This is a genomic window from Peribacillus sp. TH16, assembly GCF_016651095.1.
Lineage (GTDB): Bacteria > Bacillota > Bacilli > Bacillales > DSM-1321 > Peribacillus > Peribacillus butanolivorans.
Window position 1 is genome coordinate 1,258,066 of sequence record NZ_JAEKEM010000009.1, and the last position, 18,458, is coordinate 1,276,523.

The window sequence follows — 18,458 nt, forward strand, 5'->3', positions numbered from 1 at the left end:
TCCGCCGAAACGGATACAAGTGCAAATAAACTTAATAGCAGAAAAACTCTTTATTATTACTATTATCGAAAAAAATGGCATGGATGTAAAGGGTAAAACATGTATTTTATTAAGAATAGTTCTTTTTTTCACTGGAAATTCGACAAAATCTATGAAAAACGGGTATAACAGAAAGAGCACCCTGATCAGAGTGCTCTTCTTTATTAAAAGTTCATTAGTGTTAAAACATCATAGCCTTCTAATTTATCTTTACCGTCTAGGTCTGTTAATTCAATAAGGAATGCAATCCCGGCTACAATTCCGCCAAGCTCTTCCACTAATTTGATCGTTGCTTCGATTGTACCGCCAGTAGCAAGTAAATCGTCCGTAATCAGGATACGTTGTCCTGGTTTAATGGCATCTTTATGGATAGTCAATACATCCTTACCATATTCTAAGCCATATTCGACTTTTATCGTTTCACGTGGAAGCTTTCCTTCTTTTCTCACTGGCGCAAAGCCCACTTCCAATGAGTATGCGACTGGACATCCGATAATGAATCCGCGTGCTTCCGGTCCGACCACTAAATCGATATTTTTATCGCGAGCGTACTCGACGATTTGGTCTGTTGCGTATTTATAAGCTGCGCCGTTATCCATTAATGTTGTAATATCTTTGAAGACAATACCCGGTTTTGGCCAGTCTTGCACAATTGTTACATATTGCTTTAAATCCATTGCTTTGTTTCCTCCTCAAGGTCTGTTGCCTCATGAACTAAAAAATGATTGAACCAATCGAATAATTGCTGATAGGAAGAATAGACAAGCTCTTGTTCAAGCTCAAATTGCTCTTTCTTTCTTATAAACGATTCAGACTCACTGAGATCGCGTTTTTTCGCATTGGCTGTGAGCATAATTAACCCATTCTCTATTGTAACAAAATCAAGCTCAAAAAACACCTTTGAAATAAAATCCACTGTATCTCTTGACCAGCCTCGGTATTTGGCAAGATCATCACCATACCTTTTCACATCAAGCGGACCCTTTTTAGCAAGAAAGGCATAGAACCATTTAAAGTCGTCCCGTGTTGGCACCGTACTTAAGAAATGATCCTGTTCATGAGAAAAATGTGCGTATATCCGCGACGGCTTCTTATTTTCAATCACCCGTTTTAACAACTCTCTTAACGGGGGCATGTCCATAAGAACCACATGTCCTTGCATGCAGTCGAGCTGATCTGCTTCCTGTTCATTCTTGATTAAAACAAGATCGGGATGGTTTTGTAAAAAAGGATATCTTCTATAAATATCTTCCGAGAAAATAACAATTTTCCGATTATGAACCGGTATCTCAGCTAGCCACTTCTCTGCCTGTCCCTTGCCGCGATAATCGAATAGCTGCCAATGATTGACCGAGACATCCTGAACAAAGATTTGCGGCTTTTTGATATTATTCCACTCATTAATGGAAAGCTCGCCGATCACGGAGACTTCTGCATGCGGAGCTATTTCATCCACATAATGACCTAGACCAAACCCAACGCCGTCGAGTTTATGATTCTCACTATCTTCAAGCTGCACCTTCAAGTGATTCTGATTGGCGCCAATTTTACGGACACTTGAAAGCTGGACGGAATCTATCAAGATTTTCGGCTTTGGATTGGTCACTCCAAATGGCGCTAGCAGGCTCATTTCCTGAATCGTTTGAATGGAAACTTCCGCTAATGTTGTGGCTCCATCCAAGTTGGTAATAGGTGTGAAATCTTCTTCGCTGAGCTGTTCTTTCGCAATCATGTTCATGCGATCTCTAAGCTCCTGTACGTCTTCTATTTTCAAGGTCATTCCCGCAGCCATCGGATGTCCACCAAAATGAGGCAGCAATTCGCGACAAGTAGAGAGACTCTCAAAAAGGTCGAATCCAGCAATACTCCGGGCTGAACCTTTCGCGTGCCCCTTTTCTCGGTCATAGCTCAACACAATGGTCGGACGGTAAAAGCGTTCAACCAGTTTGGAGGCTACAATACCCACTACCCCTGCGTTCCAGCCTTCTCTCCCGATAATAAGCACACCATTTGACTCCGGTGGGAAGTTTTCCTCAACCTCTTGAATCGCTTCTTCCGCCATTGCAGCAACCATCGCCTGACGCTCTTTATTAATATCATCGATTTCATTAGCCAGTTCCGTCGCTTCAGCCAAGTTTTCAGACATCAATAAATCAACAGCCGGGTCAGCATCACCAAGGCGGCCAACTGCATTGATTCGTGGTGCCATTGCAAAGCCGATTGATTCCTCATTCAATGCTTCCTGCTGAATATTCGCCACTTTCATTAGGGCAACAAGCCCCGGACGTCTAGTTAAGCGTAACTGCTCAATCCCTTTCGCTGCAATGAGGCGGTTTTCTCCTTTTAAAGGTACCAAATCCGCAATGGTACCGATTGCCGCAATCTCCAGCAAATCCTCTGGCAGTTCGCCAAGCAAGGCATGTGCCAGTTTAAAAGCAACCCCTACGCCAGCAAGATCTTCAAATGGATAGGAACTGTCCTCAAGTTTTGGATGAATAATCGCTAGTGCTTCGGGAAGTTCCGGCCCCGGTTCATGGTGATCCGTCAAAATATAATCCATGCCAAGCTCGCTAGCAAGTTTCGCTTCATCAACTGCGGAAATTCCCGTGTCCACGGTTATTAATACCTTTACCCCTTGCTCAGCTGCCAAGCGGAATGCCATTGGATTCGGCCCGTAGCCTTCTGTAAATCGATTTGGGATATAAAAATCCACATCGGCTCCTAGTCTAGTTAGCGTCGTCATCATCACCGTAGTCGATGTCACGCCGTCCGCATCATAATCACCAAAAACCCTGATTTTCTCTCCGTTTTGAATGGCTTCTTTTATTCTATATACTGCTTTATCCATATCTTTCAGTAAAAATGGATCATGAAAAGTTTGATTTTTTACAAATAAAAATGATCGGGCACTTTCAATTGTATCCAGGCCACGATTCACAAGTAAGGCCGCAACTAAGGGTGTGATATGAAGCTCTTCCGCTAGTTCAGCAACTTTGTTTTCATCGGCAGTTCGTAAGTTCCACCGTGTTTTTGGCTTTAACATAAATTCACCCCTCAACTTACTTATTATACAAAACGACAATAACGGTTTCAATTTTATTTTAAACTCAAAAATGGCTGTATTTCCCAATTCAAAAAGCTAGTCTCACAAAAAGAAGGCTGGCATCATGCCAGCCCCCCCTCACATATTAAACTTGTCCTTCAAGACTTTGTTTCTTTTCTTTTGCTGTATTCAGTGGTCCTTTTTTCTTCAATTCTTTGATTTTCAAATCAAGCCAGAATTGAGATGCGATTAATAAAGACGAATACACGCCACATATTAAACCGATAAACAGGGCAATTGAGAAGTTTCGGATAGCTTCACTACCGAAGATCGCCAACGCGATAACCGTAATGAGAACGGTTAGTACGGTGTTAATGGATCTCGTCAATGTTTGCCTGATACTGATATTTACAATATTCTCAAGCTCTTCAACGGTTTTGATTTTACGACTGAAGCGTAGGTTTTCACGAATACGGTCAAAGGTTACGATCGTATCATTGATGGAATAACCGACAATCGTCAGAACCGCAGCAATGAAGGTGATATCTACTTCAAGTCGAAGTAGGCTAAATATCGTAATAATAAAGAACGCGTCATGTATAAGCGCTACGACGGCAGGAACAGCCATCCGCCATTCAAATCGTATGGATACATACAAGATAATGCCGAGTGATGCAATCGCTAACGCAAACATAGCATTTTTCGCGAGTTCTTTTCCGACTGTCGGGGATACGGTGCTGACATTCGGTTCTGTTCCATAATCCTTCTTGAAGTAGTCCTTCAATTCAGCGATTTCCTGTTTATTAAGCACACCGACTGTACGAACGACAGCATTTTTATTTTCTTGTCCAGCGAGCCTAACATCCTTGATATCATCCGCAGCAATACCGACCTTTTTCATTTCGGTTTCGACTTGCTGAGTCGTTAAAACATCTTTGGACGCAATCTCAATTCGGGTACCACTAGTAAAATCAATACCAAGATTTAATCTAAAAACGAACAAGAAAATAATCCCGATAATGGTAACACCGATTGAAATACTATAAAAGACTTTCCTATGTTTGACGAAATCGATTTTATCAAAGCGAGTTGGCAATGACATTAAATTAATTTTCTCAGATAAATTGTGAATGTATTTCTTCTTCACGCCAAACCATGTTGTACGTTTGTCCAAGAACCCACTATTCACCCACAGGCTCATGAAAAGACGTGTACCATAGACGGCTGTAATGAAACTCATTAAAATCGAAATGATCAAAGTAGTCGCAAACCCTTTAACTGAGCTTGTTCCATAATAAAACAGAACGGCGGCAGCCAGCAAGGTTGTTAAGTTGGCATCCATGATCGTACTAAGTGAATTTTTCGTACCTTCTTTATAGGCTGCTTTAACAGATCTACCGAGTTTCAATTCATCCCTAATTCTCTCGTAGGTTATGATATTGGCGTCGACAGCCATACCAACTCCGAGTACTAATGCCGCAATACCAGGCAGCGTAAGGACCGCATTCATCCAATCAAACACTAATAGCGTCAAGAAAATGTAGATGCTTAAAGTGACGACTGCAATGAATCCTGGGAAGCGGTAATACACAAGCATAAAGATAAAAACAAGTGCAATTCCGATGATTCCGGCAAAAATAGTATCATTTAGTGCACCTGCACCAAATTGGGCACCTACAGAAGTAGAGTACTTTTCTTTTAAATCTACAGGCAGCGCACCTGCATTCAGAAGGGCTGCAAGCTCTTTCGCTTCTTCCACCGTAAATTGACCGGTAATATACACCTTCTTCGTATTAAAGACTTCACTGACAGCTGGAGCTGAAATCATATTGTCTTGTGAAGCTGTATCTTTAATGGAATCTTTTCCTTCCTCGAAATCCAACCAGATTGCAAGTACATTTGTCGGGCTTTCCATTGAGGAAATTTTTTGAGTGATTTCTTTAAACTTATTCACGTCTTTCAGCGTGACTTCAACAACCGGTTTATTATCTTGGAACGTTTGTTTCGCGCCGCCTTCTTTCAGGTCAGCACCGGTCATCATTTCCTTATCGTTGTAATCACGGAACGATAATTTTGCTTGAGTCGAAAGGATTTCCCGAGCATTGTTTTGGTCTTTAACACCGGCTAATTGAACGCGGATCCGGTCTTTCCCTTCGATTTGAATATTAGGTTCACTTACACCTAATACATTGACACGCCGCTCCAGTGAGCTTACTGTAGCCCTCAAAACATCCGGAGTGATCTTTTCCCCAGATAGCGGTTTTACTTCATATAACACTTCAAAACCGCCTTGAAGATCAAGACCCAGCTTGATATCCTTTAGGATTCCTTTTGAAGTCGTTCCCATCGCTGCGAAAATCAAAAGTACGATTAGAAAAAACGCAACGATCCTGCTTCTTTTTACCATTATGTAGTAGGCCCCTTTCTATAATACGCCTGTTCATGGAGTTTCAAAAACTGTCATTTTTTTTCGTTTTATAAGGTTGCATTCTCTTCAAATCGTTAGAAAAAAGACACCGCTCTCCATACTCTTTTTCCAAAAAAAGCATAACCATATCTATTATGATTCATTTACAAACTGCTGTCAATTTAAGTATTTCGCAGTTTTATTCTTTCAAAAGTTCTTTAAGCTCTTCTTCAGAAAGCGGTTCAAAAAGATTTGGTGATTTATAAGCTTCGACCATTTGAAAGGTCATGAACTGGTTGCTCGAAAATGTCACAATGTCGGCTACGAGTTCGTGAAGGTGAATGTTTTCCTGAGGCCGCTTCCATTTGTTCTTGGTTAAGGTTGCCCATATATCTTCCTCTGTAACAGCATTCAATCCAACCATTTGGAATTCCTCACGTTTGCTCTTCAAGAATGGACGTACCTTTACATAATAACGTTGATATGGGTGATTCTTTTTCGTCATCACTTTGCCTCCAGTAAAAATGATTCTCAATTGAATGCGCATTTTCTAAGAAGGAAATTCGATCATTTGTAAGAACGCAAACACTTTTGTCATGCTTTGTCCAAGTACAAGCATATAGATAATTGTATAGCATAACCGCTTTTTTGAGAAGGCAGGGAGGGAGTTCAATGTCTAAGTTTTTAAAAGGGACGCTGATTTTATTAATCGCAAGCCTGATAACAAGGGTTCTTGGGTTCATTAACCGCATCGTCATCGCCCGTTTTATCGGCGAAGAAGGCGTTGGTTTATATATGATGGCTTTACCGACCCTATTTCTTGTCGTCAACATTACCCAGTTAGGCCTGCCAATCGCCATATCCAAATATGTGGCTGAGGCCAATGCCCGAGGTGATGAAAGGAAAATCAAGAAAATCCTTGTCGTCTCTTTGGCCTGTACATTTACTTTATCAATGATCTTTACTCCTGCGATGCTATTTTTTGCACCGGTTCTATCCGAATATTTATTCACAGATGAAAGAACGGTATGGCCGCTTATGGCGATTGCCCCTATTGTTCCAATTATCGCTATTTCATCTGTCTTGCGCGGTTATTTCCAAGGCAAGCAAAATATGAAGCCCTTCGCTTTCTCGCAAGTTATAGAACAGGTAGCCCGTATCACTTTCATTGCCGTCCTAACCAAGGCCTTTTTGCCATACGGAATCGAATATGCCGCAGCTGGCGCAATGTTTGCTTCGATTATTGGTGAGCTTGTATCACTTGTCTACCTATTGACAAGCTTTAAATTAAAGAAACATTTTAAATTCCGGAAAGGCTTCTTCAAAAATGTCAAATCCGGGAAAGGCACATTTACTGAATTGATGGGGATTGCCCTGCCTTCAACTGGAAGCAGAATGATTGGGTCAATTTCTTGGTTTTTTGAACCAATTGTGGTCGCTCAGAGTTTGGCACTTGCCGGTGTGACCGCGGCCGCAGCTACCAGTCAATACGGAGAGTTAACAGGATACGCACTGCCTTTGCTCATGCTTCCTTCTTTTGTTACGGCTTCATTAGCTACAGCCCTTGTTCCTGCAGTTAGTGAAGCAAGGACAACAGGAAACTTTTCACTCGTTGAACACAGGCTTCAGCAGGCCCTGAAAATCACCTTTATCACAGGTTGTTTAGCTGTCGTCACTCTGTTCATCTTTGCTGAACCGATTTTACAAGTAATGTATGGCTCTTCCCACGCTGCTGTTTTCATTAAATTTCTTTCACCTTTTTTCATACTCTATTATTTTCAATATCCGTTGCAGTCGATGCTTCAGGCACTTGACCTTGCAAAAGCCGCAATGTTTAACAGCCTTGCAGGAAACATTCTTAAAATTGGTGTAATCTGGCTGCTGGCATCCAAGGAAAGTTTCGGTATTATGGGGGCCGCAATCGGAATAGCAGTCGGTTCGATGCTCGTTACCTTTCTGCATTTTTCAACTGTGTTAAAAGTTGTTCCTTTTACACTTCATTTTCGGAGTTATATGTTGGCTTTAGTTATTGCATTAATTTCCGGTTGGGGTGGTTATTATATTTATCAAGATCCACTCTCCTCTCAGCCTCTAGGAACCCGACTGTTGCTTTCCGTTACCGTTGTGTTCCTGCTGTTCACATTTTTCATGCTCTTGACTGGCTTCATAAAAAAAGCAGACTTAATTCGAATCCCTGTAATCGGCGTGTTTTTATCAAGGTTTGCATGGAAATAGAAATAACCGAAGTAACAGCAGCTTCGGTTATTTCTTCGTTTCATTTGTATCAATGTAAAATTGGCCATCTATGTATCCGCAAATCGATATCTCTTTAACCTTTGTATCCCCATGTTCTTTTAACTGATGCAGAAGCCAAAAATGATTTTTTCCAATTTTATTAAGATTTTCTTCCTGTATCACTCCGTCGACTATTAGCGGATAGGGTATTGATTCACTTTCCGACCTTTCTTCTTCGCTATTTTTAATCACCGAGAGCTTTCCTGAAGTTTCAAGGATCGCAAATCGAACTTCGTTTAAATCAATAATTCCTTGTTCACGAAGCTGGGTCAATAAGTCATCAAAATTATATCGTTGTCTGCGCATCGCTTTTTCATCTATTTTCCCCTGATTGATGATGATCTGTGGCTTACCATCCATGAAATAGCGAAACTTGACACTTTTCAATGAGATGAATGCTAATGTAATTTGGAGGGTCGCGAGGACAAACATTGGGATAGTCTGTCGGATAAACGGTTTTTCCAAATCTTCAAAGGATAGCACAGCAATGTCCCCTATCATGATAGATACCACTAAATCAAGAACGCTCAGTTCTCCTACTTCCCGCTTACCCATCAATCGAAAAAGGAACCAGATGACTAAATAGATTACCGTCGTTCGAAAAATAATACCTAGATAGATATCCAATTCAATAACACTTCCTTCATCCATAGGATGGCTTTGAAAATGAAAAATTACTCTATATTCTTTTTCAAATTTCATAGAACTTCTTAAACCAGGTCTAAAGGTTCCAATAGAAGAATATGCTTGTACAAACACATCAACAGGCTAAATGTATCAGCCTTTTAAAAAGGGGGAATAACCATCGAAACTAAAAAAATGAGTGTCGCCGTAATCTATGGCGTCGGCTCCATCTTTGCCATAGCGATGATTGCAAGCTTACTCTTTTCTATCCTTCTTCGTTTTACTTCACTGACGGAATCATCCCTGACCTACGTGATCATGATTGTGTCCTTTTTATCGCTGTTCATTGGTGGATTTATTTCAGGAGGTAAAGGGAAAAAGCAAGGACTTTTCTTAGGTGGAAGTACTGGTTTGCTTTACCTTTTAGTTGTGTTTCTTTTTCAATATTTAGGTAATGATGCACTTTTCACCATCAAACAATGGATTTATTACGGCTGTTTTGTGATCACAGCCATGATGGGTGGCGTGCTTGGAGTAAATATGAGTTCAGAATCGCGAACCAATTAAAAAACCACAGCAAAAAACCGGGCACAATAGGCCCGGTTTTAGTTTGTCTTATACAGTTACTTCTTTATTTGGTGCGCTTTCCGTAATTTCACGGATGGCAGCACGGTCAAATGTAAGCTTTGAACCGTCTGGAGATTTAATGACAATTTGCAATTCATCGATTGCATCGATTGTTCCGTGCATGCCGCCGATAGTTGCAACTTTATCACCTTTTTTCAAACTACTTTGCATGTTTCGCGTAGCCTTCTGACGTTTTTGTTGCGGACGGATTAATAAGAAATAGAACAATACGAACATTAAAATTAACGGAAGTATTTGTGTTAAATTACCCATTTTTCTTCACTCCTTTCATTCTTTAAAATATTTATGGAATTAGAAGTTTTTTGCATTTGGCTTATTGAAACCATATTGTTCAAAAAACTCTTCCCTAAAGTCTCCAAGGCGATCTTCTCGAATAGCTTGTCTGACCTGTTCCATCAAGTTTAACAGAAAATGAAGATTATGATAAGTCGTAAGACGAATACCAAAGGTTTCTTCACATTTAATCAAATGGCGGATATAAGCCCGGCTATAATTTTTACAAACATGACAATCGCAATTTTCATCTATTGGACCAAAATCACGAGCATACTTCGCATTTTTCACAACCAGTCGGCCATTGCTCGTCATCAACGTACCATTACGTGCAATACGTGTAGGGAGTACACAATCAAACATATCGACGCCGCGGAGCGCACCATCAATCAATGAGTCCGGTGAACCGACTCCCATTAGGTAACGCGGTTTGTTAGTTGGCAGTAATGGACTTGTAAATTCAAGGACACGGTTCATGATATCCTTCGGTTCCCCAACAGATAATCCTCCAATAGCATAACCCGGGAAATCAAGGGAGACAAGGTCTTTCGCACTTTGTTTACGAAGATTTTCAAACTCTCCACCCTGAACGATACCGAACAACCCTTGATCTTTTGGACGCTCATGCGCATTCAAGCAGCGTTCTGCCCAGCGTGATGTCCGTTCAACTGATTTCTTCATATACTCTTCGGTTGCCGGGAATGGCGGACATTCATCGAATGCCATCATAATATCAGAGCCAAGTGCATTTTGTATTTCCATCGCTTTTTCCGGAGATAAAAATAATTTATCACCATTGATATGGTTTCTGAAATGTACGCCCTCTTCTTCAATTTTACGGAATTCACTCAAACTGAACACTTGAAAACCGCCAGAGTCGGTTAATATCGCCTTATCCCAGTTCATGAATTTGTGCAATCCGCCAGCTTCCTTGATAATTTCATGTCCTGGACGCAGCCATAAGTGATACGTATTGCTTAGGATGATGCCTGCCCCCATTTGTTTCAAATCTTCTGGTGACATCGTTTTGACAGTAGCCATTGTTCCAACCGGCATAAATGCTGGTGTTTCAAAAGAACCATGCGGCGTATGAACACGACCTAGCCGTGCCCCTGTCTGTTTACATGTTTTGATTAACTCATATCGTATTGCAGTCAACGCAATAACTCCCTTCAAGAGCATCACACTCTTATATTACTTAATTAACATTGCATCTCCAAAACTAAAGAACCTGTATTTTTCTTCCACAGCCGTTTCATAGGCATGAAGAACATGCTCCCTGCCTGCGAGGGCGGAGATAAGCATGATTAAAGTTGATTTTGGTAAATGGAAATTCGTAATCATCGCATTAATCCCTTTGAATTCATAACCAGGATAAATGAAAATGCTCGTCCAGCCACTCTCTTCCTTAAAAACTCCATCATTACGAGACGCAATCGTTTCCAGCGTTCTCGTCGACGTAGTACCGACCGTGATGATTTTCCCACCGTCTTCTTTAACTTTATTCAGTAATCGGGCTGTTCCTTCGGTCATTTGGTAGAACTCAGAATGCATTTCGTGACTATCAATATCGTCCACGCTGACTGGGCGGAACGTACCTAGTCCAACATGAAGCGTGATAAAAGCGATATGAACGCCCATGCCTTTAAGTTTCTCAAGCAAATGCTCCGTAAAGTGCAGCCCTGCCGTTGGGGCTGCAGCCGACCCGCGTTCACGCGCATATACCGTTTGATAACGGTCTTGGTCGTCGAGCTGTTCCTTGATATATGGAGGCAGCGGCATTTCGCCAAGTTCCTCTAATATCTCATAAAAGATACCTTCATATTGAAACTTTAGGATTCGACCGCCATGTTCAAGTACACCTGTGCAGACGGCACTCAGCTTACCATCGCCAAAGATGATTGTCGTGCCTTCTTTAATTCGTTTCGCTGGCTTTACAAGTGTCTCCCATACATCATCATGTTCTTGTTTCAACAGCAAGACTTCTACTTTTCCACCTGTTTCTTCTTTACTGCCGTATAGCCGTGCCGGCAGTACTTTCGTATCGTTTAACACAAGACAGTCACCAGGTTTAATATACTCCGTGATATGACTGAATACATCATGCTTTAGCTCACCAGTTACTTTGTCTAGCACCATCAATCTACTTGCTTCCCTATCTTCCAAAGGAACTTGGGCAATTAGTTCCTCTGGTAAATGAAAATCAAACATATCCAATTTCATCTGTTCCACTTCCTAACCTGTCTATCAAAGCAGTAATTTGTTATTTAAAACGGCTGATTAGATAAAAAATAGCTGACAACACAACACTGACAATGATTGATGTTACGATTGGAAAGTAAAAAGTTGTGTTCCCCTTTTTGAATAAAATATCTCCCGGCAGCCTACCAAGATGTATATATTTCATCGCAAAACCAATCACAAATATAATCACGCCAAGTATCATAACCATTTTTGGTACATTCATCATTCAGGCATCTCCATTTCGAAATGCTCATAAACAAGCGGTGTTGCCATTCGTCCTCTTGGGGTCCGTTGTAGAAAACCGACCTGTAACAGATATGGCTCATACACATCTTCAATCGTATGTGCTTCCTCACCAATTGTTGCTGCAATCGTCTCCAACCCAACGGGACCACCACGAAATTTCTCAATAATCCCTTTAAGTAATTTATGGTCAATATGATCGAGTCCTAAACGGTCGACCTGCATTAATTCAAGTGCATAATCGGCGAGTTCCGCCGTTATCGTCCCATCTCCACGGACCTGGGCGAAATCCCTGACCCGACGCAAAAGACGGTTTGCAATTCTTGGGGTTCCCCTTGATCTTCTAGCAAGCTCGCCTGCGGCCTGATCATCCATTTCCGTGTCCATGATTCTTGCAGTACGGATGATGATATCAGTCAAGTGATTTTCCGTGTAATATTCAAGACGGCTCAAAACGCCAAAACGGTCCCTGAGCGGTGCCGACAGCGAACCTGCCCTTGTCGTGGCCCCAACAAGGGTAAACGGAGGCAGGTCAATCCTGATCGAACGTGCCTCTGGTCCCTTGCCGACTACGATATCAAGACAGAAATCCTCCATAGCGGGATATAGAACTTCTTCGACAACACGAGGCAAACGGTGAATTTCATCAATGAATAACACATCACCGGGTTCGAGCGCACTCAAAATTGCCGCCAGATCTCCCGGCCGCTCAATGGCTGGCCCGGAAGTCGTGCGGATATTGACACCCATTTCGTTGGCGATGATGACAGCTAGTGTCGTCTTCCCAAGTCCTGGGGGTCCATATAAAAGAACATGATCTAGCGTTTCTTCACGCATCCTTGCCGCTTCGATATACACGCTCAAATTCGCCTTCACTTTATCCTGTCCAATATATTGCTTTAAGTTTTGCGGTCGCAGGCTTTGTTCAAAGGATAGTTCGTTCAAATCGGCTTCCTGATTGAATACTCTCTCCTCCATTGCGCCACTCCTTATCTTAACATCATTTGCAATGCTTTCTTAATATATTGCTCGGTCGTCATTTCTTCCGTTTGTAATTTCTTTGCGACCTTTTGAATTTCTTTTTCAGAATAACCAAGAGCCTTTAAGGCGAGAATGGCTTCATCCAGCTCCTCGGTATAACCGTTTTGGCTGATTGCCGCTGTAATACCTTCGTTAAACAAGTTTGGAAACGCATCCGGAATTATGTTCTCTAGTTTTCCTTTTAAATCAAGAATCATTTGGCGTGCCGTCTTCTTTCCGACTCCTGGGAATTTAACAAGAAACGTTTCATCCTCATTTTCAATCGCTTGCACCACTTGATCGACCTGGCCTGACGCTAATATGGCAAGCGCCCCCTTAGGACCAATTCCAGTAACATTCAACAACTTGGTGAACAATGCCTTTTCTTGACGAGTCTGAAATCCGTAAAATGCGGCCATATCCTCTCGCACATAATGATACAGAAAAACTTGAATCTCTTTTTGATATTGAGCGGAAAAAATAAAAGGATTCGGCGTCATCACTTGATATCCGATCCCCCCATTTTCCACAACTATGTATTCAGGTCCGATATAATCGACCTTGCCTTTTATATAATCATACAAATTATTTCTCTCCCTGATTTTGCTGTACCTCTCATTTTATCATAAAAAAGGGTGGAAGTTTATTAAAAGTTATTTAGCAATTGATCAGGGCTATTTCCCTAGATCTTGCTACCTTTTAACACCTTGTTTATTTTATTGGAGTTTTATGCTTCTGCTGAAAAACGGTGATATAATTTTTCCACTTGAATGAAATTCACTTTTTTAAAAAAACCTGTTCCCATACAAAAAGGACGGGTGTTATTCCCATCCTAATTTACCGAATATGGCTCATATTCTTTAATGAGCTGTTTATATTGGTCTTTATTCACGATTGGTATGCCTTTTTGCAATTCTTCTTGCTTGTATACTTCGAGTTTACCAACGTCTATTTGGTAGAAAGTATGAATGATTTTAGCGTGCTCCGGTCGACCAATAAAAATGGATAACGTACCATCTTTTTTCATGCCTAGATATCCATTTGCCTTTAAAAGCGGAGATATATCATTTTCTATTTTCTTAAGTACAATCTGGTCTTCATTCTGATCGACTACTTTCCAGCCTTGATATTTTAACCAAAAGTCTTCCATCGTCCAAATTGTTTCTGTCAATTTTTCCTCACTTAACTCACCATCAAGATACATACGCTGAAGAATTACCTTTCTTTCAATTGGATTATTTTCCTGTTGCACCAACTCTTCTGCAAAAACGGTATAGCAAAATGGCAGTATAAAAAGTGTCAAGAAAAACTGAATTCTAAGTTGATTAGTCAATATTCTCACCTCTTAAGGGAGTTTACTTTTTAAGTAGTTTGACCCGAAATTAGGATTATTAACCAGAAAATATCCGGCCGGGTTGATAAAACAAAAAAAGCTGACTCCAAAAATTAAGTCAGCTTCACATAATCATTGTAAATGATTTTCATGAATGTTTAGGTTATCGAACATGTCATTGGCATCCAGAATGATTGAGTCTCTCGTATCGCCATCACGAAGGTTGTTATCGAGTGTCATTGTCCGGAAATACACGCCTTTATCAGTCGTTACGTTAAGGGTCCGGCCTTCAGTGAGTGGTTCGACTTTTTTCATTACTGATTCTTTAACAGCTTTTGCCTGGTTGTAGTCATCGAGCAACAAGGCTACAAGCATTTCATCTTCCATAATAATGGCCCGGGAGTCAATAACTGAATCCTCTGAATTGGCCACCCTATTAACTTGGTCGGCTAATTCACCTTCATACGCATTATAATATGATGATCGAGCCCGAAGTGGTTTACTTTCATGACCATGGTAATTACGATCCCGCTTACTATACTCATCATCCTTGTTGTAAAGGCCTTGAACCACATTCTGATAATTAATGTTGCGAACTAACGCATCTTTTTCAGTGGAATGATATCCTGTCTCATTCGTAATATTCTCGTTTTCCGCTGCATTATTATTAGCGCACCCAACCAAGCCTGTGGCAGCTAATACCGTGCAAAGCGGTAATACCCATTTTATTTTCCGCACCAACAACCCTCCCCATTACAATAGAGCCTATATTTCGCTCATAATTATCATGGTTGTCTAAAGGGGATTTTACTCTGTTAGTTACGGCCAAAAGCACGTTTTATTTCCTATTTAGGGAGGAAATCTTTTCTTTCAGTTTTTCATTCATCTCCATCCGCTCTGAAAAATCTTCCACCGTCATTTTCCAAACAGAATGAAGCTGAGAAGAACTTTTATTTTGGCGGTTCCATTCACGGAAAATATCCGTTGGATAAGTTAAAGCATATAAAAAGGCTGGGTCTGATTGATATTTTTTCAGTTGAGGTATTTGCCATAACATCGTAGCAGCGTCTTCTAAATGATTGGATATTCGATTTGCATACTGTAAATAATCAATGCACCTTGGAGCGCTGGCCATTAAGTCAAAATCGATTAAGGTTAAGGTGCCATCTGCTTTCCGCAAAAAATTATGATGAGCACAATCACCGTGAATGATTACTTTTTTTTCCTTATTCCACAAAGACTGATTTTTTTCAAAACCATCAAGGGCCCACTCACCCCAGCCAATCCATTCCTTAATAATCTCTTCGGAAACATATTGGCGAATATAAGAAAAGTTCTTTTTGAATAGCGATAACCTTTCTTTCCATTTTTTTAATTGATCAAAAACTGGCGCTTTAATATACAGATGTTCCGAAACATCATGGAAGCTTTCAAGTAACTGAATTCCTTCAAGGCGATCCTTTTGATTGGAATATCGGAATTTTTTCTTACTAGGTGGCAAATAGTCTATACTGCCATACCATTTCCCTTCAAATTGGAAAGGCATTAAATTCTGATGAATATAATACGTTTGAGTGAATCCCTTTTGTTTTAACAAAGAAGTCAATTCTCTTTGTCGATCCCACTTTTCAAAACTGTCAAATCCTTTAAGAATCAGCGGAGGATCCTTTTCAAAGGTAATTAAATAGACACTACTTTGAAGATGGTGGATATTCTTTGGCCTACGATTTAAATAAGAGAGGAGACGAGTGTAAAATACACTGTCTTGCTGATAATTAGTAGTCATCGCTTTCATCTACATAAGTTGGCATTCCAAACGTTTCAGGTGCACGAACGCCCCCGAATTGACCTGGTTGGCCTCCCATTTGTCCAGGTAACATTGCTTCCGGCTGACCACCAAATTGACCTGGCATCATTCCTGGTTGACCTCCAAATTGACCTGGCATCATTCCTGGTTGACCTCTATACTGGCCTCCCATCATCCCCGGCTGTCCCCCTTGCTGGCCTCCCATCATTCCCGGTTGACCTCCTTGTTGGCCTCCCATCATCCATGGTTGACCTCCTTGCTGGCCTCCCATCATTCCCGGTTGACCTCCTTGCTGGCCTCCCATCATTCCCGGTTGACCTCCTTGCTGGCCTCCCATCATTCCCGGTTGACCTCCTTGCTGGCCTCCCATCATTCCCGGTTGACCTCCTTGCTGGCCTCCCATCATTCCCGGTTGACCTCCTTGTTGGCCTCCCATCATCCATGGTTGACCTCCTTGCTGGCCACCCATCATTCCCGGTTGACCTCCTTGCTGGCCTCCCATCATTCCCGGTTGACCCCCTTGCTGGCCTCCCATCATTCCCGGTTGACCTCCTTGCTGGCCTCCCATCATTCCCGGTTGACCCCCTTGCTGGCCTCCCATCATTCCCGGTTGACCCCCTTGCTGGCCTCCCATCATCCATGGTTGACCTCCTTGTTGGCCTCCCATCATCCATGGTTGACCTCCTTGCTGGCCTCCCATCATTCCCGGTTGACCTCCTTGCTGGCCTCCCATCATTCCCGGTTGACCTCCTTGCTGACCACCCATCATCCATGGTTGACCTCCTTGCTGGCCTCCCATCATTCCCGGTTGACCTCCTTGCTGGCCTCCCATCATTCCCGGTTGACCTCCTTGCTGGCCTCCCATCATTCCCGGTTGACCTCCTTGCTGGCCTCCCATTCCCATAGAACCGGATTCTGAAGACTCTTCTTCATATTGATGTTGCATCTGTTGTGGTTGAGCTGCTTGATATTGATGATAATCAGGATGGTGATGTGCATAAGGATTTCCCGCCTGATTGGCATGGTACTGACCCTTCACTTCCGGTCCGTATGATCCAACTAATCCTTTATTACAGCCGCAATCTTCCTCTTTTTTACCCGCATGCTGTGTAAAATGTTGCTGAGGGAAATTTTGATAATCGTGGAAAGATGGCGATTCAGCAGATGACTCATAAGCTTCTTGCATATGAGAACCTGCTACTTGATACTGTTGCGCCATTCCTCCATAAAAATGGTGTGGAACCGGTGCTGATGCTTGATATGGATAATTTTGCTGGGCTCCTTGGACATATCCTTGACCCATTGTATGCATGTCAGGAGATTCTCCCCATACGTCTGAACTTTCTTCCATCATTTGATAGCCTTGCATAGCTGGAGCAGGCTGAAACCCAGGAACACCTTGATAAGGGACTCCTTGCATAGGCATACACGCCCAAGGGGGCGGCTGAATACAAAAACCACTTCCAGGCATGATTGGTGTTACGGGAATGCAATCATCGACAGGCTCACAAATTTCCTGAACAACTGGCTGCTCTTCGTAAACCTCCTGAACTGCTGGCTTTTTCTTTTTTGGTGCCACTGCCTTTTCTTTTTTCTTTGGTAAAGGAGGTGGCGCTGGGGGCTTTTGCACACTCATATTAGTCATATTGACCATATAATAATTATTAATATCGATTTCCGGGACTACCGGAATGGGTACCGGTACTTCTTTCGGAACAACTATTTGTTTTTCTTTAATAATAGGCTTTGGCTGAACAATTTGTTGTTCTTTTTTAGGAATGATCTGCTGTTCTTTCATAGGCGGTTTCGGCATAATTTGCTGTTCTTTCTTATGTGCATGCTGAATTTGAGTTTCTTTCATTCCTGATGGAATGTTTGTGCTGGGAATAATGGTTTCTTTTTTTACAGCTCCAGATGTTCCAGGTATTTTAATTTTCATTCCCGGCATCATCATATCCGGGTTGCTTAATTGCGCGTTTACTTTTTTCAGTTCTTCAAAACTGACGCCGTATTTTTTGGCGAGCTTCCAAAGCGTATCGCCTTTTTGGACTATATGAATTTTCACGCTGTTAACCCCTCCTGTGCATATGTCCATATATACTATGATGTAGTGGGTAAATTGCTATTATTTTTATCATGAAAACTTATGCATGAAAATTGACTTTTATGATTGGATCACTGAATAAGGAACAAGGATGGAACTTTTAAGAGAAGAAAAAGTTACGGTTCACATACTGAAAAAAGAAAAATCATTCACTTTGGAGACATCCTTTTTTCAGGAAACATTATCTTTGATTGATGTAGAAAAAATATAACTAGAAGTGAAACCACTGCATGAATTCCTAGAAAAGGGATCGCAGTGGTTTTTTATCATTGGATCCTTCATGAATTGAAATTCTTCCTGCAAAGGCTTCCCTCTGTCTAAACTGAAGGAAATTCGGGTATAAGAAAGTAAATAACCTAAGGCTGTATTTTAGGTACA

General features: G+C 41.5%; 16 protein-coding genes and 1 pseudogene. 2 read left to right on the forward strand and 15 right to left on the reverse strand.

Features of this window, described 5'->3' with window-relative positions; genetic code table 11:
- Positions 1 to 203: 203 nt before the first annotated feature.
- The 4 genes from JFV29_RS20120 to JFV29_RS20135 form a co-directional block, all read right to left on the reverse strand.
- Complete coding sequence (locus JFV29_RS20120; protein ID WP_053347125.1) at positions 204 to 716, reverse strand: adenine phosphoribosyltransferase; 513 nt, start codon at positions 714 to 716, stop codon at positions 204 to 206.
- Positions 707 to 3,082 (reverse strand): single-stranded-DNA-specific exonuclease RecJ, encoded by a 2,376-nt coding sequence (gene recJ / locus JFV29_RS20125; RefSeq protein WP_201186004.1) that lies wholly within the window; start codon positions 3,080 to 3,082, stop codon positions 707 to 709. Before recJ ends, JFV29_RS20120 begins: the two co-directional genes overlap by 10 nt.
- A gap of 145 nt (positions 3,083 to 3,227) precedes the next feature.
- Positions 3,228 to 5,489 carry a protein translocase subunit SecDF gene (gene secDF / locus JFV29_RS20130; protein ID WP_201186006.1) on the reverse strand — a complete coding sequence of 754 codons (2,262 nt, stop codon included), beginning with the start codon at positions 5,487 to 5,489 and terminating at the stop codon, positions 3,228 to 3,230.
- Positions 5,490 to 5,688: 199 nt separating this feature from the next.
- Positions 5,689 to 5,994, reverse strand: coding sequence for a post-transcriptional regulator (locus JFV29_RS20135; RefSeq protein ID WP_053347128.1), 306 nt, complete (start codon positions 5,992 to 5,994; stop codon positions 5,689 to 5,691).
- A gap of 167 nt (positions 5,995 to 6,161) precedes the next feature.
- On the opposite strand from JFV29_RS20135, the gene spoVB reads away from it, so the two are divergent.
- Positions 6,162 to 7,724: a stage V sporulation protein B gene (spoVB, locus tag JFV29_RS20140; protein ID WP_201186008.1), complete on the forward strand. Its 1,563-nt coding sequence runs from the start codon at positions 6,162 to 6,164 to the stop codon at positions 7,722 to 7,724.
- Positions 7,725 to 7,751: 27 nt separating this feature from the next.
- Here spoVB and JFV29_RS20145 read toward each other — a convergent pair whose 3' ends face one another.
- Positions 7,752 to 8,435, reverse strand: coding sequence for a DUF421 domain-containing protein (locus JFV29_RS20145; RefSeq protein ID WP_201186010.1), 684 nt, complete (start codon positions 8,433 to 8,435; stop codon positions 7,752 to 7,754).
- 168 nt (positions 8,436 to 8,603) lie between these two features.
- On the opposite strand from JFV29_RS20145, the gene JFV29_RS20150 reads away from it, so the two are divergent.
- Positions 8,604 to 8,975, forward strand: a complete 372-nt coding sequence (locus tag JFV29_RS20150) for a TIGR04086 family membrane protein (protein ID WP_056528324.1) — start codon at positions 8,604 to 8,606, stop codon at positions 8,973 to 8,975.
- 48 nt (positions 8,976 to 9,023) lie between these two features.
- Here JFV29_RS20150 and yajC read toward each other — a convergent pair whose 3' ends face one another.
- The 10 genes and pseudogenes from yajC to safA form a co-directional block, all read right to left on the reverse strand.
- Complete coding sequence (yajC, locus tag JFV29_RS20155; protein ID WP_098177930.1) at positions 9,024 to 9,308, reverse strand: preprotein translocase subunit YajC; 285 nt, start codon at positions 9,306 to 9,308, stop codon at positions 9,024 to 9,026.
- 39 nt (positions 9,309 to 9,347) lie between these two features.
- Positions 9,348 to 10,487, reverse strand: coding sequence for a tRNA guanosine(34) transglycosylase Tgt (tgt, locus tag JFV29_RS20160; RefSeq protein ID WP_201187973.1), 1,140 nt, complete (start codon positions 10,485 to 10,487; stop codon positions 9,348 to 9,350).
- A 36-nt stretch (positions 10,488 to 10,523) separates the two neighbouring features.
- Complete coding sequence (queA, locus tag JFV29_RS20165) at positions 10,524 to 11,552, reverse strand: tRNA preQ1(34) S-adenosylmethionine ribosyltransferase-isomerase QueA (protein WP_053347134.1); 1,029 nt, start codon at positions 11,550 to 11,552, stop codon at positions 10,524 to 10,526.
- 40 nt (positions 11,553 to 11,592) lie between these two features.
- A complete protein-coding gene (locus tag JFV29_RS20170; protein ID WP_053347135.1) occupies positions 11,593 to 11,799 on the reverse strand; it encodes a DUF2905 domain-containing protein in 207 nt (68 codons plus the stop codon).
- Complete coding sequence (gene ruvB, locus JFV29_RS20175; protein ID WP_056528318.1) at positions 11,796 to 12,794, reverse strand: Holliday junction branch migration DNA helicase RuvB; 999 nt, start codon at positions 12,792 to 12,794, stop codon at positions 11,796 to 11,798. Before ruvB ends, JFV29_RS20170 begins: the two co-directional genes overlap by 4 nt.
- Before the next feature lie 11 nt (positions 12,795 to 12,805).
- A complete protein-coding gene (ruvA, locus tag JFV29_RS20180; protein ID WP_056528317.1) occupies positions 12,806 to 13,420 on the reverse strand; it encodes a Holliday junction branch migration protein RuvA in 615 nt (204 codons plus the stop codon).
- Between the two features lie 248 nt (positions 13,421 to 13,668).
- Positions 13,669 to 14,169 carry an intercompartmental signaling factor BofC gene (locus JFV29_RS20185; RefSeq protein ID WP_053347138.1) on the reverse strand — a complete coding sequence of 167 codons (501 nt, stop codon included), beginning with the start codon at positions 14,167 to 14,169 and terminating at the stop codon, positions 13,669 to 13,671.
- Between the two features lie 132 nt (positions 14,170 to 14,301).
- Positions 14,302 to 14,907, reverse strand: coding sequence for a YhcN/YlaJ family sporulation lipoprotein (locus JFV29_RS20190; protein WP_201186012.1), 606 nt, complete (start codon positions 14,905 to 14,907; stop codon positions 14,302 to 14,304).
- Positions 14,908 to 15,007: 100 nt separating this feature from the next.
- A complete protein-coding gene (locus JFV29_RS20195) occupies positions 15,008 to 15,964 on the reverse strand; it encodes a phosphotransferase (protein WP_201186014.1) in 957 nt (318 codons plus the stop codon).
- Between the two features lie 1,932 nt (positions 15,965 to 17,896).
- Positions 17,897 to 18,041 (reverse strand): annotated as a pseudogene (gene safA, locus JFV29_RS31780) (SafA/ExsA family spore coat assembly protein); the annotation flags it as partial.
- Between the last annotated feature and the right edge of the window lie 417 nt (positions 18,042 to 18,458).

Excerpts from the sequence above, each read along its gene's own strand:
- JFV29_RS20170 (WP_053347135.1), bottom strand. The coding sequence starts at position 11,799 with ATGATGAATGTACCAAAAATGGTTATGATACTTGGCGTGATTATATTT.
- spoVB (WP_201186008.1), top strand. The coding sequence starts at position 6,162 with ATGTCTAAGTTTTTAAAAGGGACGCTGATTTTATTAATCGCAAGCCTG.
- JFV29_RS20150 (WP_056528324.1), top strand. The coding sequence starts at position 8,604 with ATGAGTGTCGCCGTAATCTATGGCGTCGGCTCCATCTTTGCCATAGCG.
- JFV29_RS20135 (WP_053347128.1), bottom strand. The coding sequence starts at position 5,994 with ATGACGAAAAAGAATCACCCATATCAACGTTATTATGTAAAGGTACGT.
- JFV29_RS20120 (WP_053347125.1), bottom strand. The coding sequence starts at position 716 with ATGGATTTAAAGCAATATGTAACAATTGTGCAAGACTGGCCAAAACCG.
- secDF (WP_201186006.1), bottom strand. The coding sequence starts at position 5,489 with ATGGTAAAAAGAAGCAGGATCGTTGCGTTTTTTCTAATCGTACTTTTG.
- recJ (WP_201186004.1), bottom strand. The coding sequence starts at position 3,082 with ATGTTAAAGCCAAAAACACGGTGGAACTTACGAACTGCCGATGAAAAC.
- queA (WP_053347134.1), bottom strand. The coding sequence starts at position 11,552 with ATGAAATTGGATATGTTTGATTTTCATTTACCAGAGGAACTAATTGCC.
- JFV29_RS20195 (WP_201186014.1), bottom strand. The coding sequence starts at position 15,964 with ATGAAAGCGATGACTACTAATTATCAGCAAGACAGTGTATTTTACACT.
- JFV29_RS20145 (WP_201186010.1), bottom strand. The coding sequence starts at position 8,435 with ATGGATGAAGGAAGTGTTATTGAATTGGATATCTATCTAGGTATTATT.
- yajC (WP_098177930.1), bottom strand. The coding sequence starts at position 9,308 with ATGGGTAATTTAACACAAATACTTCCGTTAATTTTAATGTTCGTATTG.
- ruvB (WP_056528318.1), bottom strand. The coding sequence starts at position 12,794 with ATGGAGGAGAGAGTATTCAATCAGGAAGCCGATTTGAACGAACTATCC.